Genomic DNA, 23,462 nt, shown 5'->3' with positions numbered 1-23,462 from the left:
AATGAATTTACAAGAACGAGTCTTTCGTCAGTTTGAGACCAGCGTTGAAACAAGCCGCGAATCGCTGGCCAGGCTCGGTGAAATCGTCGAGATTGCCGGGGTCAGACTGGCTCAGTGCTTGCTCAGCGACGGCAAAATCCTTTGTTGCGGTAACGGCGGATCGGCAGCGCAAGCGCAGCATTTTTCCTCCGAGATGCTGAACCGCTTCGAGCGGGAACGCCCCGGTTTACCCGCTATCGCACTCACTTGCGACACCTCGACCTTGACTTCGATTGCCAACGATTATCGGTTCGACGACGTTTTTGCCAAGCAAATTAGAGCGCTGGGCCACAGTAACGATCTTCTCGTCGTCTACACCACCAGCGGCAACTCCACAAGTATTTTGAGTGCAGTTACGGCAGCGCATGACCGGGACATGTCGGTGCTCGCCCTGAGCGGTCGGGATGGCGGAGCGCTGTCTCCCTTGCTGCTGGAAACCGATATCGAGATCCGTGTGCCCTCTGAAACTACGGCCCGGATACAGGAAGTCCATCTGCTTATCACGCACTGCCTGTGCGATTTGATCGATCACCAATTGTTCGGGGACTGACTCCTTGGCTTTATCCAGCGCCTTTCTGAACCGGTTGGCGCAAATCTTCCCATCCGGATCGCTTTACACGGACCCCGCCGATTGCTGGGCCTACGGCTACGACAACAGCCGTCGCCAAGCCTTGCCGGAGGCGGTCGTTTTCCCCACCAGCCACGCCCAGACGGTCGAACTGGCCCGCTTGTGCAACGAACATCGGGTGTCTTTGACGGCACGAGGCCGCGGCACCGGCACGACCGGCGCGACGGTACCTTTACAGGGCGGCGTGGTGGCTTCGTTCGAACGCATGAACCGGGTTCACGAGTTTTCGCCCGGCAACCGCTTCATCGTGGTCGAACCGGGCCTAACCAATCAGGCCCTACAAGACATCCTAAAGCCGCACGGCTTTTTCTGGCCGCCCGACCCGACCAGCGCCGCGTTTTGCAGCATAGGCGGAAATCTTGCCTACAATTCCGCCGGCCCCCGCGCGGTGAAATACGGTACTCCTCGCGAGAACACCCTCGCGTTGCGGGTCGTCACCGGCCAAGGAACGGAGATCCGTACCGGTGTGCTCACCACCAAAGGTGTCGTCGGGTATGACCTGACCCGGCTGCTATTAGGCTCTGAAGGTACGCTTGCGCTGATTACCGAGGCGACGCTCAAGCTGACGCCACTGCCTGAAGCCAAAACTACGATGCGGGCGATCTATGCCGACGTGGACAATGCCACGGCGGCCATTACCCGCATCATGGCGCAACCCGCCATTCCTTGCGCCCTCGAATTCATCGACGGAAATGCAATCGAGCTGATTCGCCGTTATTCTCGCGCCGATCTACCGGAGCATGCGGGCGCCTTGTTGATGATCGAAGTGGACGGATTCGCCGAAGGCATGGCCGTTCAGGTTGAGAGCGTGCGGCGAGCCGCTCAAAACGAGGGACTTTTGGAGTTTCGCGTCGCGGAAACCGCCGATGAAGTGGAAGCCTTATGGCAAACGCGTAAGGCCTTGTCGCCAGCCCTGCGCAAGGTCGCACCGAAGAAAATCAACGAAGACGTGGTGGTGCCCGTCACCGAGTTGCCTAAGCTGATTTCCGGTTTGAATGAGCTATCGCAGCGCTATGGTCTGCCAATAGTCAATTTCGGCCACGCGGGCAACGGAAATATTCACGTCAACCTGCTGTTCGATCCCGCCAAACCCGGCGAAAACGAAAAAGCCCATGAGTGCTTGAGTGAGATTTTTTCGTTAGTGCTGCGACTTCGAGGGACCTTGTCCGGCGAGCACGGAGTCGGCCTCGAGAAGCGGGATTACGTCGATCGGGAGATCGACAGCAGCGCCTTGGAATTGATGCGCGCCATCAAGCGCCAGTTCGATCCGAATGGCATCTTGAATCCCGACAAGATGCTGCCGTTAGCCGATTAACCTCGAACGCTCAGCCGGTAATCACGATTCGCATCGACAAATCGATTGCACGGACGTTCTTGGTCAAAGCACCGACCGAAATATAATCCACCCCCGTTTCGGCGATCTGCCGGACGGTATCCAAGGTCACATTGCCGGATACCTCAAGCTTCGCGCGACCTGCGGTTATAGTCACCGCCTCCCGCATCATAGCAAGGGTGAAATTATCTAGAAGAATCCGCTCGGCACCGGCTGCCAGCGCTTGTTTCAGTTCTTCCGGATTCTCCACCTCCACTTCGATGGGCACGCTCGCGCCCAAGGCTTTCGCGGCATGTACGGCTTTTTCGATGGATCCGCAAGCTAAGATATGATTTTCCTTGATTAAAATGCCGTCATAAAGTCCTAGCCGGTGGTTATGACAGCCACCGCAGCGGACGGCATATTTCTGCGCCTTGCGCAGGCCGGGAATGGTCTTGCGGGTATCCAGTACCTTCGCTCCGGTGCCTTCCACAGCTTTGGCATAGTCGAGCGCCAAGGTAGCGGTACCCGAGAGAGTTTGCAGGAGATTGAGCGCCGTTCGCTCGCCGGTTAGAAGCGCCCGGGCGGGGCCTTGCATCGTGCACAGCTCGGCGCCCGCCTCGACCTGGGTACTCTCGGCCATCTGCCAATCGACTTGGACCGAGGCATCGAGTCGGGCGAAAACGGTGGCGAACCAAGCCTGTCCGCACAGCACCATGGGTTCGCGGGTTATCACCCTCGCAATCGCCGCCGCGTTCGCGGGAACGGTCAAAGCGGTCAAATCGCCCGGACCGACATCCTCTTCTAGGAAACGGTCGATTTCACTTAAATCGAGCTGGTGCATCGCATGTCCCGCCGCTTCGCCGCTACCGCCACAAGCCTTCACTCTTGAGAGCCTCGCGCAAACGCTCGACCCGCCGGCGGTTGACGCCCAAGTCCCAGTAGCCGACGCGGGAAGCGGAGCGAACATGCACGAGGTGCTCCTCCGGAATGATCTGGAATTCCAAGTCGTCCACGAATCGGAATATCCGACTCGTCGCCTCGGCGCGGAGATACCAGCGCCCCCTGTCCTCCTCGACGATCCGGGTACGGGATTCCGCCTCCACAGCCCGTTTGAGCGCCTCCCAGGCCTTATCAGGCGCGACATCCATATGAAATGGACTCACGTAATGATCCTGGTCTTGAGCGATGCTGGACACGCAATTGGGACTCGACGGACAGTCAGAAATCTTCACCGCAGCCATAGAAACTCCTCCTCCCAACGCTACAGCCGCGCTGATAAGCAGAACGACTTTAGCGTTCCGCTTTGCTTTGCCGCGCATCAGGCAAAACTCGACTTGTGGCCATGGAATCCGTGGGTATCGGCATGGACTTCAGCTTCTTCACATCTGCCGCATAGAGCTTACGCTCCTCGGCGGACATTGGGAGCAGCCCTAATGACACAAGATACCCTTTCTCACCCCAAGCTTTATCGCTGGTAAATTCGGAAATGTATTGCTTTAGTCCCTTAACTTTATCGACGCGACTCCCCTTGATATAGAAAAATAAAGGTCGGGTGATGGGGTAACGATTCGCCGCAATGCTCTCGGCATTCGGAACGACTCCGTCGATACGGGCCGCATTCAGCCGGCCGGTGTTGTTGGCGTATTGGATGTAAGGAACAAAACCGACCACGCCGGGGCTCTTCGCTAACATACCCACAACCGTCTCTCCGCTTTCTTCGACATAGGCCCCATCGGTCCTGGCGGTGAAGCAGGTTTCCTTGTACTTAGCCTTCTGCGTCTCCTTCCAAGCAGCAATAAAGGGAAAACTCTCACACCCCGCCTTGGACACAGACTCCTCAAACAGTTCTCGTATCCCGGAACCGAACGGTGGAGCAATGACCTCAATCTTTGTGTCGGGAAGCGAAGGATTAATCTCCTTCCAGGTCTTATAGGGATTCGGCACGAGCGTGTCGCAATTTTTGCATTTGGGGTCGGGCACTTTTTTCCCCAAAGCCAGGAATAGCTCTTTGCGGGTAATATCCAGTGCCGGCCCCTTCTTTGAGTACGCGAGCACGATGCCGCCGTAGCCGATCTTCACTTCGACGATGTCCTTTACGCCTGACGCCTCACAGGCCTCGAACTCCGTTTTTTTCATGGGCCTGGAGGCATTGACGATATCGGGAGACTCGCCGCTTTCGGGTTCGCAAAACAACTGGATTCCGCCGCTGGTGCTGTTCGATTCAACCCATGGCCGCTTGATCTTTCCGGACTTGCCGACTCGGTCGGCCACCGCATCCGCAAACGGTCTTACGGTATTCGAGCCGTTGATATGCGCAAAGCCACGCGCTTCTGCAGCCGATAGAGGCTGCACCATCAGAGGCGCTGCAAGCAACGCAGCGAAGAAAATAGAATGCTTATTCACAATTTACCTGCGGATGAGTTGCACGAGGAATGAGCTTGCATAGCAGCCCAGCTCCAGAACATTTTATTATTAAACGAGCAAAAAAAACCCGCTCGTATGAGCGGGTTTTTTCGTTAACGCCGATTTCTACCAAGCAACCAAGTTGCTTAGAATCGCGGCGTATTATTCACCCATAAAGATCAACTGCACGCGACGGTTTCTCTCCCGGCCGGCTTCCGTGCTGTTATCGGCAATCGGATAATCCTCGCCGTAACCTTTCGCATACAGCTTGTTCTTCAAGCCTGCGGACTTCAGGTAATCGGCCACCGCCTGAGCGCGACGCTGAGAAAGCTTCATGTTGTACTGAGAACTTCCTTCGCTGCTGGCGTGTCCCTGAACTTCGATGTCGCGCAATTCGTTTGAAGCAACGAGCTGCTCTACAACACCATCCAAAATGCTTTTCGCGTTCTCGGTGAGATCGGCCGAGTTGTACTTAAAGTTGACGCCTTTGAGCTCGATTCTGATCGGGCAGCCCTGATCATCGACTTGCGAGCCCGTCATGGTGCCGGGACACTTGTCGTCACAGTCGTTTACGCCGTCACGATCCGAATCGCGGGCAGCGCAGTCATCCGCAGGTGCCGGAGTGGGTGCCTCGGCCACAGCTCTCGGCTTTTCGCCAAAGGGAACAACAAAGCCAAGATTGACGACCATATCATGGAAGTCGTCTTCGGCCGGATATACTCCGCCTTTTCCTTCGTAAACGTACCGATAGCGGACGTCGCCGCGGAGCAGGAAGTTATCATGCAACTCGTAAGTCGCACCGACGCCGGCTTCGCCGATGACCGATGCGCCACTCCGACCGGCCGCGCTGGTGTTCATACCACCCGCACCAATGACTGCATACGGCGAGAAAACATCGCGCATGAAATAGTACTGCAAGTCGACAGTGCCGCCGGTAAGATCGCCGTTATAACCATTACCGTTCAGATGCTGCCAAAAGCCCCTGACCTCGACGTTGAAATATTCGTTGATGATCTTACCGATCCCCAAGCCAGCACCCCAATCGTCTTTCGCATTGCGGTCGCCGCCCGGATTGAAGTACGTGCCGAACGGGGCGACATACCACCGATCATCCATAAAATGGTCGTCAAAATGCTCGTCGGCCTGTACCGCAGTAGCCGCGATACCTGCAATGCCTAAGGCAATTAGAATTTTTCTTAACATCTCCATCTCCCTGTAGCTGGAATACCAACAAGATTTGAAAACTTGCAACAAAATTAATCTTAGCCGTGGATTTGCCAAGACGCAACTAAATTTGCGAGAAATTCAAACTCCGTCCTAAAACTGTTTTGTGAAGATGAAAGTTAGTTCCGTTTTCGCCATGTCTTCGGTTACCGGGATATATCCACTTTGCCGAACGATTTGCTGCCCTTTCCCGGATAGCACAAATCGGACGAAATCTGCTTGCTCCTCTGTCAGCGACCTATCCGGACGTTTATTGATGTAAATATGTAAAAACCGCGTCAGCGGGTAGGCGCCGTTGACGGTATTGCGCTCAGTTGGTACAACAAAAGGCATCTTCGCCTCCACAGCTAAAGGCACCGTTTTCACCGACTTAGTTGACGCACCGCCGCGTCCATAACCGATCGCATTCAAGGCCCCATTCACAGCACGAACAACGGAGGCTGAATCAGGCTGCGTTCGAACGAAATTACTCAATTCGCCTCCGCATAGAGCTTGCTCTCTAAAATAATCGTGCACATCGCTAGCAGGGCCGACACCTAATATTTGTAATGGCCGTGCTCGCCACTCTCCCGTCAAGCCTAATAAGCCCCAGGTGGCCGCCTGCTGCACATCCTTACATCTTGGCGATGACGAGAAAACGGAGCCGACCTGAGCGAGAGTCATGCCTCGGATCGGGTTATCCCGGTGCACGAAAATAGCTACAGTGTCGAGAGCGACACGAATCGGCGTGGGCTTGTAACCGTACTTTTTTGCAAAGACACCGATTGCTTCAGGGTTCAACCGGTATCCAACGTACATCAGATTGCCATGCGTCTCGTCGAACGCGGCTGGCGAAGCGAACGAGCCGATCGGACGCAAGAGAATAGCGGCCCCGGCATGATCCCGCTGAAACGCATCGGTCCAATGCCTAATCAACTCGCCGAGATCACTCGACGCGAACTCATCGCTTGCCATACCGGCCTCACCACCGGCCGCCAGCCCCCCCGATGATTGCGGTAGAACAACCGCGTCGACTTTCCCAGTTAAAAGCAGGGCGATTATGAAAAGATGCAGCCCGCACCCTATCAAACTCGAAAACCAACGGCTCCACTGTCGGCAAAAATCGAAACGGACAGACCCGCCATCCGGACCGCCCATCTGCGATCCGGCGTCAGAGTCCCTGAGCAAGCTTGGCATCGACCTGGGAAGCGCCCCGCACGACTCGCTCTTCGGGGAAGCAACAGCTGAAACAACTGCCTCGCCCGAGAGCGCTCATGATTTTGAGCTCGGCGCCGTGCCGGGAAAGAGCATGCTTGACGATGGCCAATCCCAGCCCGGAGCCACCTTTATTTTTGCATCCATCAACGGCCACACGGTAAAACCGCTCGGTAAGCCGTGGAATATGGTGTTGCGCAATTCCAGGCCCCGTATCCTCGACGTCCAATCTCGTGCCCTTGCCGTCATCACGCCAGCGCACGACAACCCGACCGGCAGGCGGCGTATATTTCACCGCATTGAGGATCAGGTTTGAAAATGCGCTGTGCAATTCCTGCTCGGCACCCAATAAATCGGCGTCGGTTTCAAGAACCAGCTCGATGGTGGGACGCTCTTCAGTCAGGAGTTCGGCCTCATTGCAAATGTTTTTCAGCATGGCCGGCACGTCAACCCGCTTCTGCACCACCTGGTGTGCCGCCGACTCCAGTCGCGTCAAAGAAAGGAGGCCGTCGACCAAGCTCTCCATCCGAATAGTCTGTTCTTCCATGCGCCGAAACACTTTCAGGTAAGACTCCGACATCGGCTTGTCCGCATTGCTTAGGGTCTCCAGATAACCTTTCAAAACCGTCAGCGGCGTACGAAGCTCATGAGACACGTTTGCCACGAAATCACTGCGCACGCGCTCCATAAAGCGCAGCTGCGTCACGTCCTGGGCAACCAAAAGGCGCAGATCTTCCCCGTAGGGCACAATGCGAATTTCCAGCTGGATGTTGTCGGCGAGCGGGGATGGAATACTGACCGTCGAGCGATAATCGGCATTCTGCATGTAATGGCTGAACTTGGGATAACGCAACAGATTGCCGATCTGCTGCCCGATATCGCCGCGGCGCAGACCCAACAGGCGCTCGGCCGCCTCATTGAACCAATCGATTTCATCCCGCGGCCCCAGCACCACGGTTGCGTCCGGTAACGCCGCCGTAGCCGTCCGGAAGCGCTCCAGCATCCGAATAAGCTGTTTTTTGCGTCGTTTATTGCGCCGCCTTAGCCGGAAAATGAGGTAATAGATTTCTTCCCAGACGCCATCGCCCTGCGGCGGTTGACCTGATCTGCCACTGTGCAGCCAAACGAGCAGCCGGTTTGCGTAAAAAAGATGTCTCGCCAGATACGCCAGCAAACAAAACCAGAGCGCAATAACGAAACTGTTGAGGACCTTACCGAGAAAAGCGCCCACCAAGAGCGCTAAGAAAATGAAGGAGAATTCCGATCGCCAGGGGCTGGACATGAATTAGGCTTGCTCAGAGATTGTGAAAAAACCGTCGCGAGCGGTTCGAATCCGCGCCGACAAATCGGCAGGACAGCCGATTTGCACAGCAGAACTGCCCAGCGGGTGCCGCACAGGGAGTGTGCGGCATGAAAAGCGCAGGCGTACGGCCCTCTCCCAAAAAGGGAGAGGGAGATTTAAAGAATCGCTTACGCGATGCTTGAGTTAGATCGGGTACGTTGAGCAGGCGCGGACTCGAACCGCGCAGTAGGTTTTTCACAAGCTCTCAGAAAAACGATATCCGAAGCCGCGTACCGTTTGGATGATCTCCTCGCGATCATGTTCCGCCAGAATCTTGCGCAACCGCCGAATGTGGACATCGACGGTACGCTCCTCGATGAACGAACTACGGCCCCAAACCTGGTCGAGCAACTGGCCGCGGCTGTAGACCTTGTCGGGATGGGTGAGGAAAAACTCCAACAATCGGTACTCGGTCGGACTCAAGACAACATGGCTGTCGGCGATGCTGACTCGGTGCTCGTCGGTGTCCAACACGATTCCGCCGATTTCGATCCTCCCCCCTTTGCCGTACTTGCTGCTCCGCCGTAGCACGGCTTTGATCCGCGCCATCAATTCGCGGGGCGAAAACGGCTTAGTGACATAATCGTCCGCGCCGACATCCAAGCCCCGAATTTTATCTTCCTCCTCACCACGAGCGGTAATCATAATGATGGGGATTTCGCCGTAATGCTTGTCCTTTTTGAGGCGGCGCGCCCATTCGACCCCGCTCAAACCAGGCAACATCCAGTCCAATAAAATCAGATCGGGAATCAAGTCGTTCAAGGCCGATTGCGCCTGGTGGGTATCCGCAACGGCTTGGACGGCAAACTCGGCCTGCTCCAGCACCATTCCGAGCATTTCACGAATGGCGTCTTCATCTTCGACGACAAGCACATTGATCGCAGACATTCTCGATTCTCGCTATTTCGGATAATCGCTCAATGTACGTTGCAAATGTGACCTTTATGTGACGCTCTATAGGGGCCACAGTACCGATAATTACCAAATATCTCTTGCTGAGATCCGGCGCTATTCATAATGCTTCATCAAAGAGATTTCATGGCCATAGCGATTGACCCTTCGTCGAGAAATACCTTCGGTTTCCGTAGGTATCGGAACTGTTCCAGAGTTGCGCAAGACTGAGCAAGGCCAAAATGAAAAAGCAGATCAAAACCCAGGCGGGCATACTTAGTCCGAGCAGCGTCCAATCCACTTTGGCGCAGTCGCCGGTCCCGTTCAACATCGCCTTGAGAGTTTCGCCCAAGGGAAAATACTGAAACATGTATTCAAGTCCCGGACCGCAGGCCGGCACCTCCTCCGGCGGCAAATGCTGCAACCAAACATGCCGAGCCGAAATACTCCCGCCCAGCACCGCGGTGACAAAACCCAAAATAGCGTAAACCTTAACGCCGGAACCTCTCGGATTGTGCAGCACGGCTATCAGCATCACCAATCCAACGGCGAAGATCATGATGCGTTGAGACACGCAAAGCGGGCAAGGCTCCAACCCGCCGGAGAATTGAAAATAAAGGGCCGCCGCCAGCAGCCCGACACAAAACAAGAAACCGGCGAGAAAATAAAGTCTAGGTTTGAAAACCATGTGAAATCCAAAAAGTTAGGAAGCTTTTGGCCATGAAAGGACTGCGGATATCCCATACCAAGTCGACCGAATCGCTCAATCCTCGATCCGAAATCCGACCTTTAATATCACTTGATAATGGGCGATTTTGCCCTCGGCAATCTGACCCCGCATTTCGACGACTTCGAACCAGTCCAGGTGATTGATGGTTTTCGACGCTTTTTCTATCGCGTTCCGAATGGCCTCGTCCGTCCCGTGCGGCGAGGTGCCGACGATTTCGATAAGCTTGTAGACACGATCCGTCATAGGTATTACTCCTTACAGGTTTAGGAAAGTGCAAGATATCAAGAAGCGACGCCACCCGTCTTCGGAATCAGCGGTTTTTCGGGATTGGCAATGGAAGATCCCGACTCGGCGTCGGCTGATTTCTCGTACCACAGATCATGATGCTGAATCGCCCAGCTCTTGTCGACCTTACCGGTCACCATACCTTCAAGAGCCCCTTCCGTGCCGATGGTGCCGATATAGATGTGTCCTACCGCCCCCGCCATCAAAACGAATGCGAAAAAAACGTGAATCAGATGCGAACCTTGCAGAAGCCAGCGTTCCTGACCGAAATTGGGAAAATCCAGCAACAGACCGCTCACACTCACAGCTAGTCCGCCGACCGCCAATAGCCAGAACCACATTTTTTCGCCAGCATTCATGCGCCCGGCGGACGGGTGACGATCGCCGACCATCCCTCCGAGGGCTTTAAACCATTCGATATCGATTCGATCCGGAAGATTGTCTTTCGCCCATGAAACGATCATGAGCACCAAGCCAACGATGAACAGCGGGCCGATGAAATTGTGCAGCAGCTTGGCGATCTCGGCATAGGCGGAAAAGGCTTCGCGCCCTAGCACCGGGATAAGCAGCGCACGGCCGTAGAGCAAACTCAGCCCAGTGATCGCCAGGAAAACGAATAACAGGGCTGTATACCAATGCAGGATGCGCTCGGCGAACGTCCAGCGCATCACAGTTTCTCCGGACCGGGGATGGTTGAGCTTTACCTGGCCGCGCCAAAGATAAAACGATCCGATCGCGAAAACCACCAATCCCAAAAAGACTCCGCCGTAAGTCGCAAGGGGACCGTTCCGAAGCTGCCGCCAATTCTGCCCGCCGCCTTGTATCAGAACACTGGTTTCTTGACCCTTGACTGCCGTATAACCCTGCCCCCCTTCCCGCACCTGCCGCCAATAGCCAGACTTGGGATTCGCCACCGACCCGGTCTCATGCAGTTCGTGTTTCTCGCCTTCGTGGGCTTGAAGCGACCCGGATGCCAAGGGCAAAAGCAGCATGAACGCCACAGCCAGCAGAATTCGCCAAAGAGTCGTTCTTTCAACCTGAGCCATCATGTCTAGCGATCACTCTGTACCGTCTCGAAACGCAGTTTCAGCTGTTCCCGCCGATAGCCTGGATCGCCCACATGGCGATCATCCTTGCCTTTATACTTGTGTGCCTCGTGCAAAGTCACGTCCGAGCCTTCGTAGCAGCCGGACAATACCGGAACGATTAGCAACAGCAGGCAAACCCATCGCATTTCACTCACCCATCCTTGTAAGCCGCATCCCAACCCCACGGTTTCCCCTGGTGCCGGCGCTGTAAATCCGGGTTGTCGCTGTCGGCGCGGCGAACCACCCTTTCGCGGAAGATATCGGCCACCATGTCCGCATCGCCGGCAAGCAGGGCCTTAGTCGAGCACATTTCGGCGCAGAGGGGGAGCTTGCCTTCGGCCAGGCGGTTCCTGCCGTACTTCTTGAATTCCTCCTCGGAATGATCCTCTTCGGGGCCGCCGGCGCAGAACGTGCACTTGTCCATCTTGCCGCGCGCGCCAAAAGCGCCGTCTTGCGGGTATTGCGGAGCGCCGAACGGACACGCATAGAAGCAGTAACCGCAACCGATGCACAAGTCCTTGTCGTGCAGCACGACGCCGTCCTCGGTAGTGTAAAAACAGTCCACCGGGCAGACCGCCTGACAAGGCGCATCGGAACAATGCATACACGCCACGGAAATGGTTTTCTCTCCGGGCAATCCGTCGTCTATCGTGACCACCCGACGACGATTGACGCCCCAAGGGACCTCGTGCTCATTCTTGCAAGCGGTGACGCAGGCGTTGCATTCGATGCAGCGTTCTTCGTCGCAGAGAAACTTCATTCGGGCCATAGTTCAACCGTGCTTAGATATAACGAGACTTGCTCTTTGGAATCATGGTCGGCCTTAGACTACGTCCATAACTCGGCCAGGGAAAAGGTGACGGCATCGAAGGGCGGCAGACACACGGGGTCCTCGTCTTTCAGCGTACCCAGTAGCACCCAATAGCCCTCGCGCAGTTCGAACGCTTCCAAAGTCCGCTCTAGCGGATCGACCAGCCAGGCATGAGCCACGCCGTAGCGGGCATACAGGGGCAGCTTGATGGCGCGATCCTTTTTCTCGATGCCGGGCGAAAGGATTTCGCACACCCAATCGGGCACTACTTCGAAGCGATGATCTCTCGGAATCTCGGGCATGCGCTCGCGCCGCCAGCCCGCCAGATCAGGCACCGCGACCTCGGTATCTCGGACGAAGTGGACCTCTGGTTCCACCAGAATCCACCAGCCTCCGGGGCCGCCTCTTCCCTTATGGAAAGGGCCGCCCAATTCGATGTTGAGCCCGGACTCGGCTAGTCCATGCGGCCCGGCCGGACGAGGCTGGGTATATAACTCGCCATTGAGGATCTCCCCGACCAAGTTTTCCGGCAAGGCGAGCAAGGCGTCGTAGAGCGATGGAGTCGACGGCTGTTGCGCGGACTTCATCTCCTTATCTCCTTATCTCCTTATCTCCTTATCTCCTTATCTATACTCGACCGGATGCTCGCTCGCTGATCAAATCCGGCTCTATCCGGCACAGCGAAACCTTGGTCTCCTGCATCGCCGTCACCGAATCATAGCCGTAGGTAAACACGAGGTTGCAGGATTCGCCCAGCACGTACGGCGCGGCGCCTTCCGGGTATTTGGCCCGCAAATCCCGCCCCTCGTAATGCCCGCCGAAATGGAACGGCATGAAGACCACGCCCGGCCGGACTCGCTCGGTGACGAAAGCCATGACTCTAATGCGCCCGCCTTCGGGACCGGCGACCCAGACCTGTTCGCCGTGCCGCACGCCGGCATTGTTGGCGTCGCGCGGGTTGATTTCCACAAACATCTCCTGCTGCAACTCAGCCAGCCAGGGATTGGAGCGGGTTTCGTCCCCGCCGCCTTCGTATTCGACCAAGCGTCCCGAGGTCATGATCAGCGGGAAATCGTTGCTGAAATCCTGCTGCTGGATCGAGGCGTAACGAGTCGGCAAGCGCCAGAAGCGCTTGCGGTCTTCGTAGGTCGGGTATTGCTGCACCAGATCGCGGCGCGGCGTGTACAACGGCTCGCGGTGGATCGGCACCGGATCGGGGAAATTCCAGACGATGCAGCGCGCCTTGGCATTGCCGTAAGGGGCACAGCCATGCTGGATGGCTACTCTTATGATGCCGCCGGAGGGATCGGTCTTCCAATTCTTGCCCTCGGCTTGGGCTTTTTCGGCCGCGGTGAGATCGTTCCACCAGTTCAGCTTCTTGAGGAGATCGGCGCTGAACTCGGGATAGCCGTCCTGGATTTCCGAGCCCTTGCTGAAAGATCCCTTCGCCAAAAGGCTTTGCCCCTGGTATTCGGTGCCAAAGCGGGCGCGGAACGGAGAGCCCCCTTCCGCTATCGTTTTGCTGGTGTCGTAGAGGATATGCGAGCCGGGATGCTTCATTTCCGGCGTACCCCAGCAGGGCCAGGGGAGGCCGTAATATTCGCCGTCGCAGGGGCCGCCCTGGCCCTTCAAATTCGTGGTGTGGAAGGTGTGCCAGTTCTCCTGGTGCGCTTTAAGCCGCTCCGGGCTTTGGCCAGTATAGCCCGCCGCCCACGCGCCGCGGTTGATCTCCCGCAGGATGTCCTCGATCAGCGGTGTGTCGTTCTCCACTTCGATGTTTTTGGTCAGTTCCTTTTCGAACCCGAACTTGCGGGCGAACTGGTACATGATCGTGTGGTCCGGCCGCGACTCGAACAGAGGCTCGATGATTTGGCTTCGCCATTGGATCGAGCGATTGGACGAGGTGAGCGAGCCGTAAGTCTCGAACTGCGTGCAAGCCGGCAGCAGGTAGACATTGTCCTTGCGGTCGTGCATCACGGCCGTGACGGTCGGATACGGGTCGATCACGGCCAAAACGTCCAGCTTCTCCATCGCGGCTTTCATCTCGGGGCCGCGCACCTGGCTGTTGGGCGCATGGCCCCAGAACACCATCGCCTTGAGGGGATTCCGCTGCGAAATGTTCTCGTTCGTCTCCAAAACGCCGTCCACCCACCGGGAGACCGGGATACCGTTGTTGAACATGGGTTTGACCGTCTTGCCGGCGCCGTACTCGCTCTGGTCGAAACGGCCGGCCAGCCAGTCGAAATCGATGCCCCACACTTTCGCCCAGTGCCGCCAGGCGTCCTCGCTCAAACCATAATAAGCCGGCAGGCTCTCGGCGTTCGGGCCTACGTCCGTAGCGCCTTGCACGTTGTCGTGGCCACGGAACACGTTGGTCCCGCCGCCTTCCACGCCCATGTTGCCGAGCGCGAGCTGAAAGATGCAGTAAGCGCGGGTGTTGTTGTTGCCGACCGTGTGCTGCGTCCCGCCCATGCACCAGATGAAGGTGCCGGGCCGGTTTTGCGCCATGATCCGAGCCGCTTTATGCGCCAGTTCTTCCGGCACTCCGGTGACCCGCTCGACTTCCGCCGGATTCCATTTGGCGACTTCCTTGCGGACGTCGTCCATGCCGAACACCCGCTGTTCGATAAAAGTCTTGTCTTCCCAGCCGTTCTGGACGACGTGCCACAAAAGGCCCCAAATGAACGGCACGTCGGTTCCGGGCCGGATGCGGATGTGCAAATCCGCATGAGCCGCGGTGCGGGTAAAGCGCGGATCGACCACGATCAGCGGCGCGCCGCGTTCCTTGGCACGGAAGATATGCTGCATCGAAACCGGATGCGCCTCCGCCGGATTGCCGCCGATGATGAAAATCGCCTTGGCGTTGTGGATGTCGTTGTAGGAATTGGTCATCGCCCCAAAGCCCCAGGTGTTGGCGACGCCGGCGACCGTGGTCGAATGGCAGATGCGAGCCTGATGGTCGATATTGTTGGAGCCCCACAAGGCCGCGAATTTCCGCAGTAGATAAGCCTGCTCATTGTTGTGTTTGGAAGACCCGAGCCAGTAAACCGAATCGGGACCGTATTGCTCGCGGATAGCAGCCAGCTTGTCTCCCAGTTCGTCAATGGCCTGATTCCAGCCGATGCGCTGCCACTTTCCGTCGACCAGCTTCATGGGATACTTGAGCCGCTTCTCGCCATGGCCGTGTTCGCGTACCGACGCGCCTTTGGCGCAGTGCGCCCCCAGGTTGAAAGGATGGTCGAAAGCCGGCTCCTGGCCGATCCACACGCCGTTCTGCACCTCGGCGATAACCCCGCAGCCCACCGAGCAATGGGTACAAACGCTCTTCACCCTTTTAAGCTCGCCAGTCGGCTGCGCAGAAGTGGGTGCGGCTGTCGCGTCGACCTTTTTCATCATCGACAAAGGCACCGCTCCGGCCAAGGCCACGCCGCCTGCAGAAAGCCCCGAACGACGGAGAAATTCGCGCCGGTCGATACCGTGACCCGAAGTTTGTGCCGTGGAGAATGCATCGGCTCCAGGAAGAGGCCGTTTGAACAGTTTCATGATCGATTCTTAAGAAAGTTTTGAAAAAGCCCTCTCCCTCTGGGAGAGGGTTGGGTGAGGGCCTTTTGCGTCAGACAATTACCCAAGTCAGTTACTCCAATCGCAAACGGTTGCTTTAATCGCAACTCTTCCGAACGGAGAGTTAATCAGAGCCTCCTTAAGAGAAGTGGACCGAAACACACCGCGCTCAAAACCGCGCCGCATCATAATAGGCGCGGACATGCTCGGTCTCCCGGTACCCTTTCTTGCCGGATTCGACAACGGGATTTTGCGATGCCCCGATTGGCTCCGCACGAGCGGCACGCTGCAAGGCAGCCGAGCCAAACAGCCCTCCAGCCAAAGCCATCATTTTCCGGATGAAACTTCGGCGAGCTTCGGGCACGGGAGGAGGGTTTGAATCGCTCATGAAAAAGCCTCAAAGACAGCCGTAAACAATTGCGTCAATTAAACAATTTGCGGCACACCGGGTCAAATTCCGAGCTTGCTTGTCAAGTATTTTCGCCGTTGCAGAACGAGTCTTGATCGAACTCGGCTCAACTGGGCAAAACCAAGTATCGTTTCCGCCCGGCAGAAACTCGAAACATCTCAGCTTTCCCCTCCTGCTGCCGGTCAGGGCCGGCATTGAAAATTTGTGTCCCTCATATCCGTGAGCAGCGACGTACGCCAGCCGAAAGCTTTCGACGAGAGCCGAAAAAAGAGAGCCAAGTTTGCTTGGCATTTTCTCTTGCTATGGCATGTTCCCTCCTGATTGTCGGTATCTAGCCGAAGAGTGCAGGTCAACATCATGGATCAGAAGGTCCCTCTTAGGGATAATCACCGGTCCGTTAAGCCACGAGCCAGTTTTTAATTTTCCCTGTTCCACGAATCGGCCATGCTTATCATGCCCTCGACCATACCTTCGGCCCACCCTGTACACAGGCCAATAAACAACATGAATGCAATATGCTCATCAGTTCCTTAATCGTGCTTTTTTCTGAATGTAAGAAAGGTGTCATATAGCTATTCGTTAGCTGCATCGACAACCTGATGAATATTTCTTATGACTAAAACCTTGAACGAGACTCGAACCTTTTTAAAAGAACTCTACCAAGCGGATCAACGGCCCTGGGTGGTGGCCTATTCTGGAGGGAAAGATTCGACGCTGTTGCTTCAGCTAATCTGCGAGTTCTTGCTGAGTTTACCTTTGCGCGAAAAACAGATATTTGTGCTTTCAACGGATACACGGGTAGAGGCCCCAAAAGTAGCGCGTTATGTGGCGGATAATTTGGTCCGTATTGAATCCTGGGCGCAGGCTCAATCATTGCCAATCTCCGTTCGCCTGGAACAGCCAAGTGCTCGGGAAAGCTACTGGGCCAAATTGATCGGTAAAGGATATCCGCCTCCCAGCCGCTGGTTCCGTTGGTGCACCAGCAATCTGAAAATCAAGCCCGCCCGCCGGGTAATCGAAACGATTGGCCGAAATTACGGCAGCGTCATTCTATTATTGGGTACTCGGTTGGACGAAAGCACGCAGAGACGTAACGCCATGACATCTCGGGAGCTCAATGCTCGTGGTCTCAATCCACATCATGAAATTCCCAATGCCTTGGTTGCTACGCCTATTTCCGCCTGGAGTACAGACGATGTATGGGAGTATCTGGCCACTACTCCACCACCTTGGAATGGCGATCATGGTGAATTGATCCGCCTGTATCGCCAAGCCGCAGGGGGTGAATGTCCGGTAGTGCTTGATTTGAATACACCCTCCTGTGGCGGAAGCCGTTTCGGCTGCTGGACGTGTACCGTGGTTAAGGAGGACAAGTCCATGCAGGGGTTTATTCAGACAGGCGACGAACAGCTTGTGCCCCTGTTTGAATTCCGCAACAATCTGGCCGCCTATCGTGATACACCCGGTATGCGCAGTAAGGTAAAGCGGGACGGCACTCCCCGCCCCGGCCCATTTACTCCGGAAGCGCGCCAGCAGTTATTGCGGGAGGTGTTGGATCTGGAAAAAAAGATCGGCCAAACCATTATCTCTGACGATGAATTAGCGGTAATTCAATCGCAATGGTCCGAGGATTTCGATTTCTCGGAAACCACCTACAAAATTGCCCATGAATACGGGAGGGATGTGCCTATGGAGATTGCCCGCCGTTCGACCGGTTTGGCTGATGAAGACCGGTTACTGGAGCAGTTGGCGGAAGAGTTCGAAGTTCACCCGGACCTGCCGTTTGAATTACTCCATTTGGTGCGAAAAAAATATCCTTCATTGGACGTTTACGGCGCCAAGCCCAGTTTGGAGCGGGATATTGTTGACCTCATTGAAAAAGCTGTGGCTCAAATCGAAGCTGCCGATCCCTTCTTATCATGATCTTTGAACAAATAACTATCGAGAATTTGTTTTCCTATCATGGGAAACAGGTTTTCAACCTTACTCCCGCTGATCCCAACCGTAACGTAGTATTAATTGCCGGACGTAATGGCTATGGCAAGACCAGTTTCATCAATAGCGTAAAGCTGTTATTCCTGGGTGCCGGTTTTGGTGCCGGGGATGAGTTGCGACGCGAAGTGCAGGGAGGGCGCAAAATCAATCCACGAGCCTACCTGCTCGGTTGGGAAGACGAATGGTTGGGGGTGTTGAACCGGAAGGCGCGCACCGACCCGAAAAGTCGCTATGGCATCTCCGCTGTTTGGCGGGAGGAGCAGGGCCGGGTATCACTGAGCCGCAGTTGGACCTTAAGTGGTGAGGAAGTATTTGAAATCATGCCGGAATTTCCGATGGAGGAGGACCTTCCATTGCGCGGCGAAGACGCGGACCGATTTATGGAAACGCGATTGCCGGCGCGTATCGTACCGTTCTTTTTCTACGATGGCGAAAAGGTCCAGGAAATTGCAGAAGCCAACCGAGAAGGCCAACTCGAACAGATCGAACGGCTGTTGGACCTGACGCTGATCGACCGGCTGGATGACTACCTGGGCAAAGCGATAGCCCAAGTAAGACGGCAAGCCGATCCTGCTGTTGAATTCAAGGTGCGCGAAAAAGTGGCGGAATTGGCGAAACTGCAAGCGGAATACGAGCGCATCGAACATGAAATGGGCGAGAAAGATGAGGAAATCACTGAAACTAAACGAGCAATTGTCCGCTTGGAACGGTTGCTGAAAGGAGTACGGGAGCTGGCATTGCAAAACGAGGAAAGCCGGCTTCGAGAGAAACGAGACTCTCTTAGGGAGCGGATCGAAGCGGAAGGGCAATCCTTGTTCGACGAGATCAGTCCTATGTCGCCATTGTTGGTCAATCCGGAATTAGTAGCTCGCGCAGTCAATGAATTGGAAAAGCTTGTCGAGCATCCGAACCAGAAACTGAATGCGCAGATTGATCGTATTCTGACAGTCTTGCCGATAAGGCTGTTCGACGAACCTCCTCATCCGGTACCGGACATTTCTCCGGCACAACGTGATTTCTTGCGTGACCGCCTTGTAACCTTGCTGGCTCAGTACAAGACCGAAGCTAAGCATATTCGAGACGGCTTGTTTCGTATGCGCTCAGACGAAGCCGCAAGCCGGATGGAGCGGATGGTTCCTTACCAACACAAAGCCGACACCCGTGCCGAGTTTGCCCGCCGGTTGCGGGAGTTGAGCAAGCTTAAACGAGATTTGGTTGAGGTAGAGGCCAAGCTTAACGATGTAAGCAATTTAGCTCCTGAAGAGAGAGCGCGCTTCATGGCTCGACAGGAAGAATTGAGTCAGAGCAAAGATCAACTCGAAGTACTGAATCAGGACAAGGGCCGCTTGGATGACCAATTGAAAAAGGCCGGAAAGGATGTCGAAAGAGCGCAAAAGGATCTCAACGAAATGGAGAGAGTTCGGGTACAGAGCCGTCGCGCTCAACTTCGTATGGATTTAGGCGATAAATTGCGCCGCCTCTTCGTCGCATATCGCACTGAGCAGCGGGATAGACGGCGACAGGATATCGAAGAGGCTCTAAACCGCCACTTCAAAGTCTTAATGACGTCCCATGGCATGATTGACCGAATCTCACTAGGTGAGCGTTTCGAAATGCGTTATCACACTGCTGACGGCAGCATTATCGGCATGGGGAGCTTATCGGCAGGTATGAAACAACTAGTCGCGCAAGCTTTGCTTTGGGCACTCAAAGAAGTGGCGCACCGTGCCGCGCCTGTAATTATCGACACGCCTCTGGCCCGTATTGATCGGGAACACCAAGAGCGGCTATTGCGACATTACTATCCGGCGGTAGCGAAGCAGGTGATTATTTTGCCTACTGATTCAGAACTGGATGCGACCAAATACGCGCTGCTGAAACCTTACGTCTGCCGAGAGTACCACTTGGAAAATCTCGACGGTGAGTCTACACGAGCAATCGAGGCGTCGATGTACCCGGAGGTTGCCTGATGGCCAAGGTTTACACCAGTCAGGCGGACGAAGACACCATTAAGGATCTACAAAAGAACGGATTACGTGCCACGGGACACAAATGGATGGTATTACGACTCGCTTTGGCGCATTCACTACGCTTGCCCACGCCACCGGATGATGGATTGGACCGGCGAGACGACATTGGAAGCGAATACGCCATGGATGTAGTGACTGGCGAAGGAAAACCGGATGGGCAGGATCTTACCGATCAGTTTCGGGTATTGCTGTCGGTATATCACAGCGAAAATTTGTTCTCCGACCCTGAAATATTCGTTCGCTATCTGCAACGGCATATTCGCCGCGGTTTACGGGAGTTTCGCAGTTCCTGGCGGGAGGGCCATGATTTCCATGAGTTTCTTTATCAAGAGTGGTTTGCCCGAGATGTCGCTATGGCCAAGCCGCTCGAGGATGTTTCTGGGCGAGTATTGGCCGCCTTGCGGGAAATCGGTGTTACCGCCGAGATATTGGAGTGTCGCGAAGGTCCGCGCGTAACCCGCTACACGATACAGCTTCCCGATGCCAACGATTTGCCTGTTCTGCAACGAGGCGTCGAAAAGCTGGCGTTTGTGTTGGGATTGGGGGAAGCCGGCGTTTTCACCGCTCCCGGACGGGAGGCTCGCACTATGTTTCTGACTATTCCGAGGCGTCCGGAAACCTGGCGCATGCCGGTTGGGCGGGATCTGTGGCAATGGCTGGAAAAGGCACCTTCGGACTGGCGTCTGCCGGTGTTTCCCGGTGTCGACGAAGCAGGCGAACCGGTGGGCTTCGATTTGGCGGCGGCACCGCACCTGTTGATCGGCGGCACCACCGGCAGTGGCAAGAGTGTGGCGTTACATGCCTTGATTCTGTCCCTGTTGAAAACTTGCTCTCCCAGCCAGGTGCGGTTGGTTCTGATCGATCCGAAACAAGTGGAATTTGCACCATACCGGGAATTGTCCTACTTGTGGAACGGAGAAGTCATCACCGGAACCAGGCAGGGTAAAACTGTTTTGGAAGAACTGGTCGTCGAGATGGAGTCTCGTCAGGCACTGCTGGCAGCTGGTCAAGCCCGTGATTGGGCCGAGGGTTTGGCTAACGGGCGGATCGATGCACCTTTCATCGTGGTTTGTATCGAAGAGTTAGCCGACCTCCTGATGCAGGATCGAACGATGGAAGACTCCATCATCCGTTTGGCGCAGAAGGCGCGCGCTTCCGGCATACACCTGGTGTTGGCTACGCAACGTCCAGACGCAGCCACATTCAGTGGCTTGCTCCGTAGCAATGTGCCCAGCCGTATGGCTTTAACCGTAGCTAAAGGTGCCGAATCCCGCGTTATCTTGGATGAGAATGGGGCAGAAAAACTCTTGGGACGCGGTGACATGCTGCTCAAATTGATTGGCCAGGACACTAGGCGAGTACATGGGGTTTGGATCAGCCGCGACGACATTGCTCAAACGGTGCGTGAAGCGCGCCAAGGGAGGTCCGCATGATTTCTTCGGAAACTCTGATCCACGAATTCGCTCCTTTGTGTCTGACGGTGGACCGCGTGGGGCCGTTTCAGGACCGTGTGGAGGAGTTCGATCTTACCGACGCCGGAAACGAGCCCTGCAATTTCTACCTGTTCGTTTCGAAGAATGGGCGCGGCAAAACCACCGTGTTCGAATTGCTGGTGGCCCTCATGAATATGCTGGGCCGCGAGGAACTGCCATCCTTCGGGTTCGAACCGCTGGATCGGGAAGGAGGGCGTGCGCAGTTGGACGTTAAGGTTACTTTGGGCGAAACGGGCTACAGTGCAAAATCCTACGTGCTGTCCCTGATCGGTGGTGAAATCGGTGAGGAATACAGCCTCAAGGCCTGGGGCGAGGAAGATTTGCGCCGGGTCGGTGCCGGTGAATGGCACCGCTTGGGTTTCCGACGGACCGCCGCCGGACGCTTAGTGGCTTTGCGCGCTAGCGATTGGGCAAAAGATTTCAATGCTTTGATAGCTAACGCTGTCGGTATGCCCCTGAAAGAATTCGGGGGTGATCCACTGACCTATCCGACGCTGATCTATTTCTCCGCTTACCGCAATATTCAGCGGGTCCCCGATATCGAACGGTCGATCGTTGCTCCGCGGGATTGGAACTATCGCCCCGTCCACGTGTTCGACATCGAAGGCCGCGATTGGCGGGATTCCCTCGATAACCTGCTGGTCTGGCTTAAGTGGCTGGAGGATCGGCGTTTCGAACAGGCCGTGAAAACGGTCAATGACAATGTATTTGCGGAAACTCCCAAATTTCTCAAGGGCGTCCGCAAGGACCCGCCGGAAGGCATCATTGTCAATGAGGGCCATGAGCATCGGCTCGATCGCCTCTCCAGTGGCGAGAAAAGTCTAGTGCAAATCTATCTGCGCCTGGGGGCTCACATGACCGGCAATACTTTTCTGCTTATCGACGAGCCCGAAGTACATTTGCACCGGAATTGGCAATACGGCGTGCTGTTTTCGCTTATGAAGATGGCAAAGCAAGCATTTCCGAAATTAATCGTCTTTCTGGCTACCCATTCGGAACGGATGATGAAAGCCTTCGCCCACGATATCGAAGAAGAAGGGCTGCGCAAAGGTGGTTTCATTATCGAAACGGTGGGAGAAGAATCGCGCGCGGAGCGAATTGCGCGGGAAGCTGCGGAAATTTATGGGGGGTTGAATAATCGTGGCAACGTTGAAGCAACAAGACAAACTGAAGAGTGATGGATTTACTCGCCGGTATGGTGGAGTACCGGTTTTGTACTTGGAATCCGAAAGCGATCGGTATATCTACGCCGAAATCTGGTTTCGTGATAACCAGCAAAAGGTCGAGTTTGTGGCGGTAAATCAACAGGCCGGCACTTCAGGGTGTACAGCCGTTATCAATCACGTGCGAAACCAGCGGGCGCAAGGTAATTTGGCTTGGGGTTTAGTAGATAGGGACGCGCTGATGGCCAAGGGAGAGTGGGATTTAGTTTGGGAGACCGATGATGTCAAATTCAGCCTATCTACTCCATTTGGACCCTACGTTAAAGCTACTCTGTTATGGGAATTAGAAAATTACTTGGCGGATATAGATGTCTGCGAAGCTTATCTCGCGCGGGCAAAGTTACGAGTGGTGCGACCAGCAACCCAAATACATCAGGAGTTTCGAGCGCACTGTGAGGCATTGGTACCCCATGCCGCCTACAATGCGATGGCACACCAATTCGGCAGATCGCAAACTGGCGATGGATTAACAAACTGCTTTCCCAACAGACAATTGGTGGATAACCATATCCAAAGCGCGATGCTTTCCGGATGTTCCTCCATTGAACAGGCTACTTATTCCGAAAACATCAACAAAGTGGACCGGTTTGATCATCAAAGTGGCACAGATCAACAGCGTTTCGAAGGGCTACGCCGCCGTGTTCACGGTAAAGCATTGCTATCGCGGCTAGTCACATGCCATTCCTTGTCAGGGAAAGTTTGCGATCATCTCGGACACTTGGCTGAGGAAATCAGACGCGCTGGGCGGGTGCCCGATGAACTTAAATCGTTTTTAAACGACGTGATTACCACGTAATCTTG

Annotated in this window: 22 protein-coding genes; 7 read left to right on the top strand and 15 right to left on the bottom strand. The window is 55.3% G+C overall.

Annotated features, from left to right (window positions below):
- Window position 1: 1 nt before the first annotated feature.
- Both VEB01_RS11515 and VEB01_RS11510 read left to right on the top strand, forming a co-directional pair.
- Window positions 2-589 (top strand): phosphoheptose isomerase, encoded by a 588-nt coding sequence (locus tag VEB01_RS11515; protein WP_324875562.1) that lies wholly within the window; start codon window positions 2-4, stop codon window positions 587-589.
- Window positions 590-593: 4 nt separating this feature from the next.
- Window positions 594-1,982 carry an FAD-binding oxidoreductase gene (locus VEB01_RS11510; protein ID WP_324875560.1) on the top strand — a complete coding sequence of 463 codons (1,389 nt, stop codon included), beginning with the start codon at window positions 594-596 and terminating at the stop codon, window positions 1,980-1,982.
- Window positions 1,983-1,992: 10 nt separating this feature from the next.
- Here VEB01_RS11510 and nadC read toward each other — a convergent pair whose 3' ends face one another.
- The 15 genes from nadC to VEB01_RS11435 form a co-directional block, all read right to left on the bottom strand.
- Window positions 1,993-2,823 carry a carboxylating nicotinate-nucleotide diphosphorylase gene (gene nadC, locus VEB01_RS11505; RefSeq protein ID WP_324875575.1) on the bottom strand — a complete coding sequence of 277 codons (831 nt, stop codon included), beginning with the start codon at window positions 2,821-2,823 and terminating at the stop codon, window positions 1,993-1,995.
- A 22-nt stretch (window positions 2,824-2,845) separates the two neighbouring features.
- The gene (locus VEB01_RS11500; protein ID WP_324875559.1) at window positions 2,846-3,223 is read right to left on the bottom strand and encodes a DUF1499 domain-containing protein; all 378 of its coding nucleotides are present in this window, start codon (window positions 3,221-3,223) and stop codon (window positions 2,846-2,848) included.
- A 49-nt stretch (window positions 3,224-3,272) separates the two neighbouring features.
- Window positions 3,273-4,337, bottom strand: coding sequence for a substrate-binding domain-containing protein (locus VEB01_RS11495; RefSeq protein WP_324875574.1), 1,065 nt, complete (start codon window positions 4,335-4,337; stop codon window positions 3,273-3,275).
- 210 nt (window positions 4,338-4,547) lie between these two features.
- A complete protein-coding gene (locus VEB01_RS11490; protein ID WP_324875557.1) occupies window positions 4,548-5,636 on the bottom strand; it encodes an OmpA family protein in 1,089 nt (362 codons plus the stop codon).
- Window positions 5,637-5,702: 66 nt separating this feature from the next.
- Window positions 5,703-6,746, bottom strand: coding sequence for a PstS family phosphate ABC transporter substrate-binding protein (locus VEB01_RS11485; RefSeq protein ID WP_324875555.1), 1,044 nt, complete (start codon window positions 6,744-6,746; stop codon window positions 5,703-5,705).
- Between the two features lie 13 nt (window positions 6,747-6,759).
- The gene (gene phoR / locus VEB01_RS11480) at window positions 6,760-8,085 is read right to left on the bottom strand and encodes a phosphate regulon sensor histidine kinase PhoR (protein WP_324875553.1); all 1,326 of its coding nucleotides are present in this window, start codon (window positions 8,083-8,085) and stop codon (window positions 6,760-6,762) included.
- Between the two features lie 255 nt (window positions 8,086-8,340).
- Window positions 8,341-9,033 carry a phosphate regulon transcriptional regulator PhoB gene (gene phoB, locus VEB01_RS11475; protein WP_324875551.1) on the bottom strand — a complete coding sequence of 231 codons (693 nt, stop codon included), beginning with the start codon at window positions 9,031-9,033 and terminating at the stop codon, window positions 8,341-8,343.
- Between the two features lie 148 nt (window positions 9,034-9,181).
- On the bottom strand, window positions 9,182-9,724 hold the full coding sequence (locus tag VEB01_RS11470; RefSeq protein ID WP_324875549.1) for a disulfide bond formation protein B: 543 nt from the start codon (window positions 9,722-9,724) through the stop codon (window positions 9,182-9,184).
- A gap of 75 nt (window positions 9,725-9,799) precedes the next feature.
- Window positions 9,800-10,009, bottom strand: a complete 210-nt coding sequence (locus VEB01_RS11465) for a dodecin (RefSeq protein WP_324875548.1) — start codon at window positions 10,007-10,009, stop codon at window positions 9,800-9,802.
- Between the two features lie 38 nt (window positions 10,010-10,047).
- Complete coding sequence (locus VEB01_RS11460; protein WP_324875546.1) at window positions 10,048-11,100, bottom strand: formate dehydrogenase subunit gamma; 1,053 nt, start codon at window positions 11,098-11,100, stop codon at window positions 10,048-10,050.
- A 2-nt stretch (window positions 11,101-11,102) separates the two neighbouring features.
- Window positions 11,103-11,285 (bottom strand): hypothetical protein, encoded by a 183-nt coding sequence (locus VEB01_RS11455; RefSeq protein ID WP_324875544.1) that lies wholly within the window; start codon window positions 11,283-11,285, stop codon window positions 11,103-11,105.
- Between the two features lie 5 nt (window positions 11,286-11,290).
- On the bottom strand, window positions 11,291-11,899 hold the full coding sequence (fdh3B, locus tag VEB01_RS11450) for a formate dehydrogenase FDH3 subunit beta (RefSeq protein ID WP_324875542.1): 609 nt from the start codon (window positions 11,897-11,899) through the stop codon (window positions 11,291-11,293).
- A 68-nt stretch (window positions 11,900-11,967) separates the two neighbouring features.
- Entirely contained in the window at window positions 11,968-12,537 is a 570-nt protein-coding gene (locus VEB01_RS11445) for a Uma2 family endonuclease (RefSeq protein WP_324875540.1), read from the bottom strand.
- Window positions 12,538-12,577: 40 nt separating this feature from the next.
- Window positions 12,578-15,493, bottom strand: a complete 2,916-nt coding sequence (locus tag VEB01_RS11440; protein ID WP_324875539.1) for a formate dehydrogenase subunit alpha — start codon at window positions 15,491-15,493, stop codon at window positions 12,578-12,580.
- Window positions 15,494-15,680: 187 nt separating this feature from the next.
- Entirely contained in the window at window positions 15,681-15,899 is a 219-nt protein-coding gene (locus VEB01_RS11435; protein ID WP_324875538.1) for a hypothetical protein, read from the bottom strand.
- A gap of 633 nt (window positions 15,900-16,532) precedes the next feature.
- Between VEB01_RS11435 and dndC the strand changes: the two genes are divergently transcribed.
- Genes dndC through VEB01_RS11410 form a run of 5 tightly spaced genes read left to right on the top strand, consistent with a single transcriptional unit; the run spans window position 16,533 to window position 23,457 of the window.
- Window positions 16,533-17,843, top strand: a complete 1,311-nt coding sequence (gene dndC / locus VEB01_RS11430; protein ID WP_324875536.1) for a DNA phosphorothioation system sulfurtransferase DndC — start codon at window positions 16,533-16,535, stop codon at window positions 17,841-17,843.
- Window positions 17,840-19,885 carry a DNA sulfur modification protein DndD gene (gene dndD / locus VEB01_RS11425; protein ID WP_324875534.1) on the top strand — a complete coding sequence of 682 codons (2,046 nt, stop codon included), beginning with the start codon at window positions 17,840-17,842 and terminating at the stop codon, window positions 19,883-19,885. Before dndC ends, dndD begins: the two co-directional genes overlap by 4 nt.
- Entirely contained in the window at window positions 19,885-21,378 is a 1,494-nt protein-coding gene (locus VEB01_RS11420) for an FtsK/SpoIIIE domain-containing protein (RefSeq protein WP_324875532.1), read from the top strand. Before dndD ends, VEB01_RS11420 begins: the two co-directional genes overlap by 1 nt.
- Window positions 21,375-22,616, top strand: coding sequence for an AAA family ATPase (locus VEB01_RS11415; protein ID WP_324875530.1), 1,242 nt, complete (start codon window positions 21,375-21,377; stop codon window positions 22,614-22,616). The genes VEB01_RS11420 and VEB01_RS11415 overlap by 4 nt, the downstream gene beginning before the upstream one ends.
- Window positions 22,579-23,457 carry a hypothetical protein gene (locus VEB01_RS11410; RefSeq protein ID WP_324875529.1) on the top strand — a complete coding sequence of 293 codons (879 nt, stop codon included), beginning with the start codon at window positions 22,579-22,581 and terminating at the stop codon, window positions 23,455-23,457. The genes VEB01_RS11415 and VEB01_RS11410 overlap by 38 nt, the downstream gene beginning before the upstream one ends.
- The last annotated feature ends 5 nt before the right edge of the window (window positions 23,458-23,462 follow it).

Source organism: Methylocaldum sp. (assembly GCF_035627495.1).
GTDB lineage: Bacteria > Pseudomonadota > Gammaproteobacteria > Methylococcales > Methylococcaceae > Methylocaldum.
The sequence above is the reverse complement of the archived record's forward strand: the minus strand, read 5'-3'. Positions and strand labels throughout refer to the sequence as shown.

What these genes read in the sequence shown, in the direction of transcription:
- dndD (WP_324875534.1), top strand. Translation starts at nt 17,840, where the DNA reads ATGATCTTTGAACAAATAACTATCGAGAATTTGTTTTCCTATCATGGG.
- VEB01_RS11440 (WP_324875539.1), bottom strand. Translation starts at nt 15,493, where the DNA reads ATGAAACTGTTCAAACGGCCTCTTCCTGGAGCCGATGCATTCTCCACG.
- VEB01_RS11445 (WP_324875540.1), bottom strand. Translation starts at nt 12,537, where the DNA reads ATGAAGTCCGCGCAACAGCCGTCGACTCCATCGCTCTACGACGCCTTG.
- VEB01_RS11415 (WP_324875530.1), top strand. Translation starts at nt 21,375, where the DNA reads ATGATTTCTTCGGAAACTCTGATCCACGAATTCGCTCCTTTGTGTCTG.
- VEB01_RS11515 (WP_324875562.1), top strand. Translation starts at nt 2, where the DNA reads ATGAATTTACAAGAACGAGTCTTTCGTCAGTTTGAGACCAGCGTTGAA.
- VEB01_RS11485 (WP_324875555.1), bottom strand. Translation starts at nt 6,746, where the DNA reads ATGGGCGGTCCGGATGGCGGGTCTGTCCGTTTCGATTTTTGCCGACAG.
- VEB01_RS11470 (WP_324875549.1), bottom strand. Translation starts at nt 9,724, where the DNA reads ATGGTTTTCAAACCTAGACTTTATTTTCTCGCCGGTTTCTTGTTTTGT.
- VEB01_RS11455 (WP_324875544.1), bottom strand. Translation starts at nt 11,285, where the DNA reads ATGCGATGGGTTTGCCTGCTGTTGCTAATCGTTCCGGTATTGTCCGGC.
- VEB01_RS11465 (WP_324875548.1), bottom strand. Translation starts at nt 10,009, where the DNA reads ATGACGGATCGTGTCTACAAGCTTATCGAAATCGTCGGCACCTCGCCG.
- phoR (WP_324875553.1), bottom strand. Translation starts at nt 8,085, where the DNA reads ATGTCCAGCCCCTGGCGATCGGAATTCTCCTTCATTTTCTTAGCGCTC.
- VEB01_RS11420 (WP_324875532.1), top strand. Translation starts at nt 19,885, where the DNA reads ATGGCCAAGGTTTACACCAGTCAGGCGGACGAAGACACCATTAAGGAT.
- VEB01_RS11495 (WP_324875574.1), bottom strand. Translation starts at nt 4,337, where the DNA reads ATGGTGCAGCCTCTATCGGCTGCAGAAGCGCGTGGCTTTGCGCATATC.
- VEB01_RS11500 (WP_324875559.1), bottom strand. Translation starts at nt 3,223, where the DNA reads ATGGCTGCGGTGAAGATTTCTGACTGTCCGTCGAGTCCCAATTGCGTG.
- VEB01_RS11460 (WP_324875546.1), bottom strand. Translation starts at nt 11,100, where the DNA reads ATGATGGCTCAGGTTGAAAGAACGACTCTTTGGCGAATTCTGCTGGCT.
- VEB01_RS11435 (WP_324875538.1), bottom strand. Translation starts at nt 15,899, where the DNA reads ATGAGCGATTCAAACCCTCCTCCCGTGCCCGAAGCTCGCCGAAGTTTC.
- nadC (WP_324875575.1), bottom strand. Translation starts at nt 2,823, where the DNA reads ATGCACCAGCTCGATTTAAGTGAAATCGACCGTTTCCTAGAAGAGGAT.
- fdh3B (WP_324875542.1), bottom strand. Translation starts at nt 11,899, where the DNA reads ATGAAGTTTCTCTGCGACGAAGAACGCTGCATCGAATGCAACGCCTGC.
- phoB (WP_324875551.1), bottom strand. Translation starts at nt 9,033, where the DNA reads ATGTCTGCGATCAATGTGCTTGTCGTCGAAGATGAAGACGCCATTCGT.
- dndC (WP_324875536.1), top strand. Translation starts at nt 16,533, where the DNA reads ATGACTAAAACCTTGAACGAGACTCGAACCTTTTTAAAAGAACTCTAC.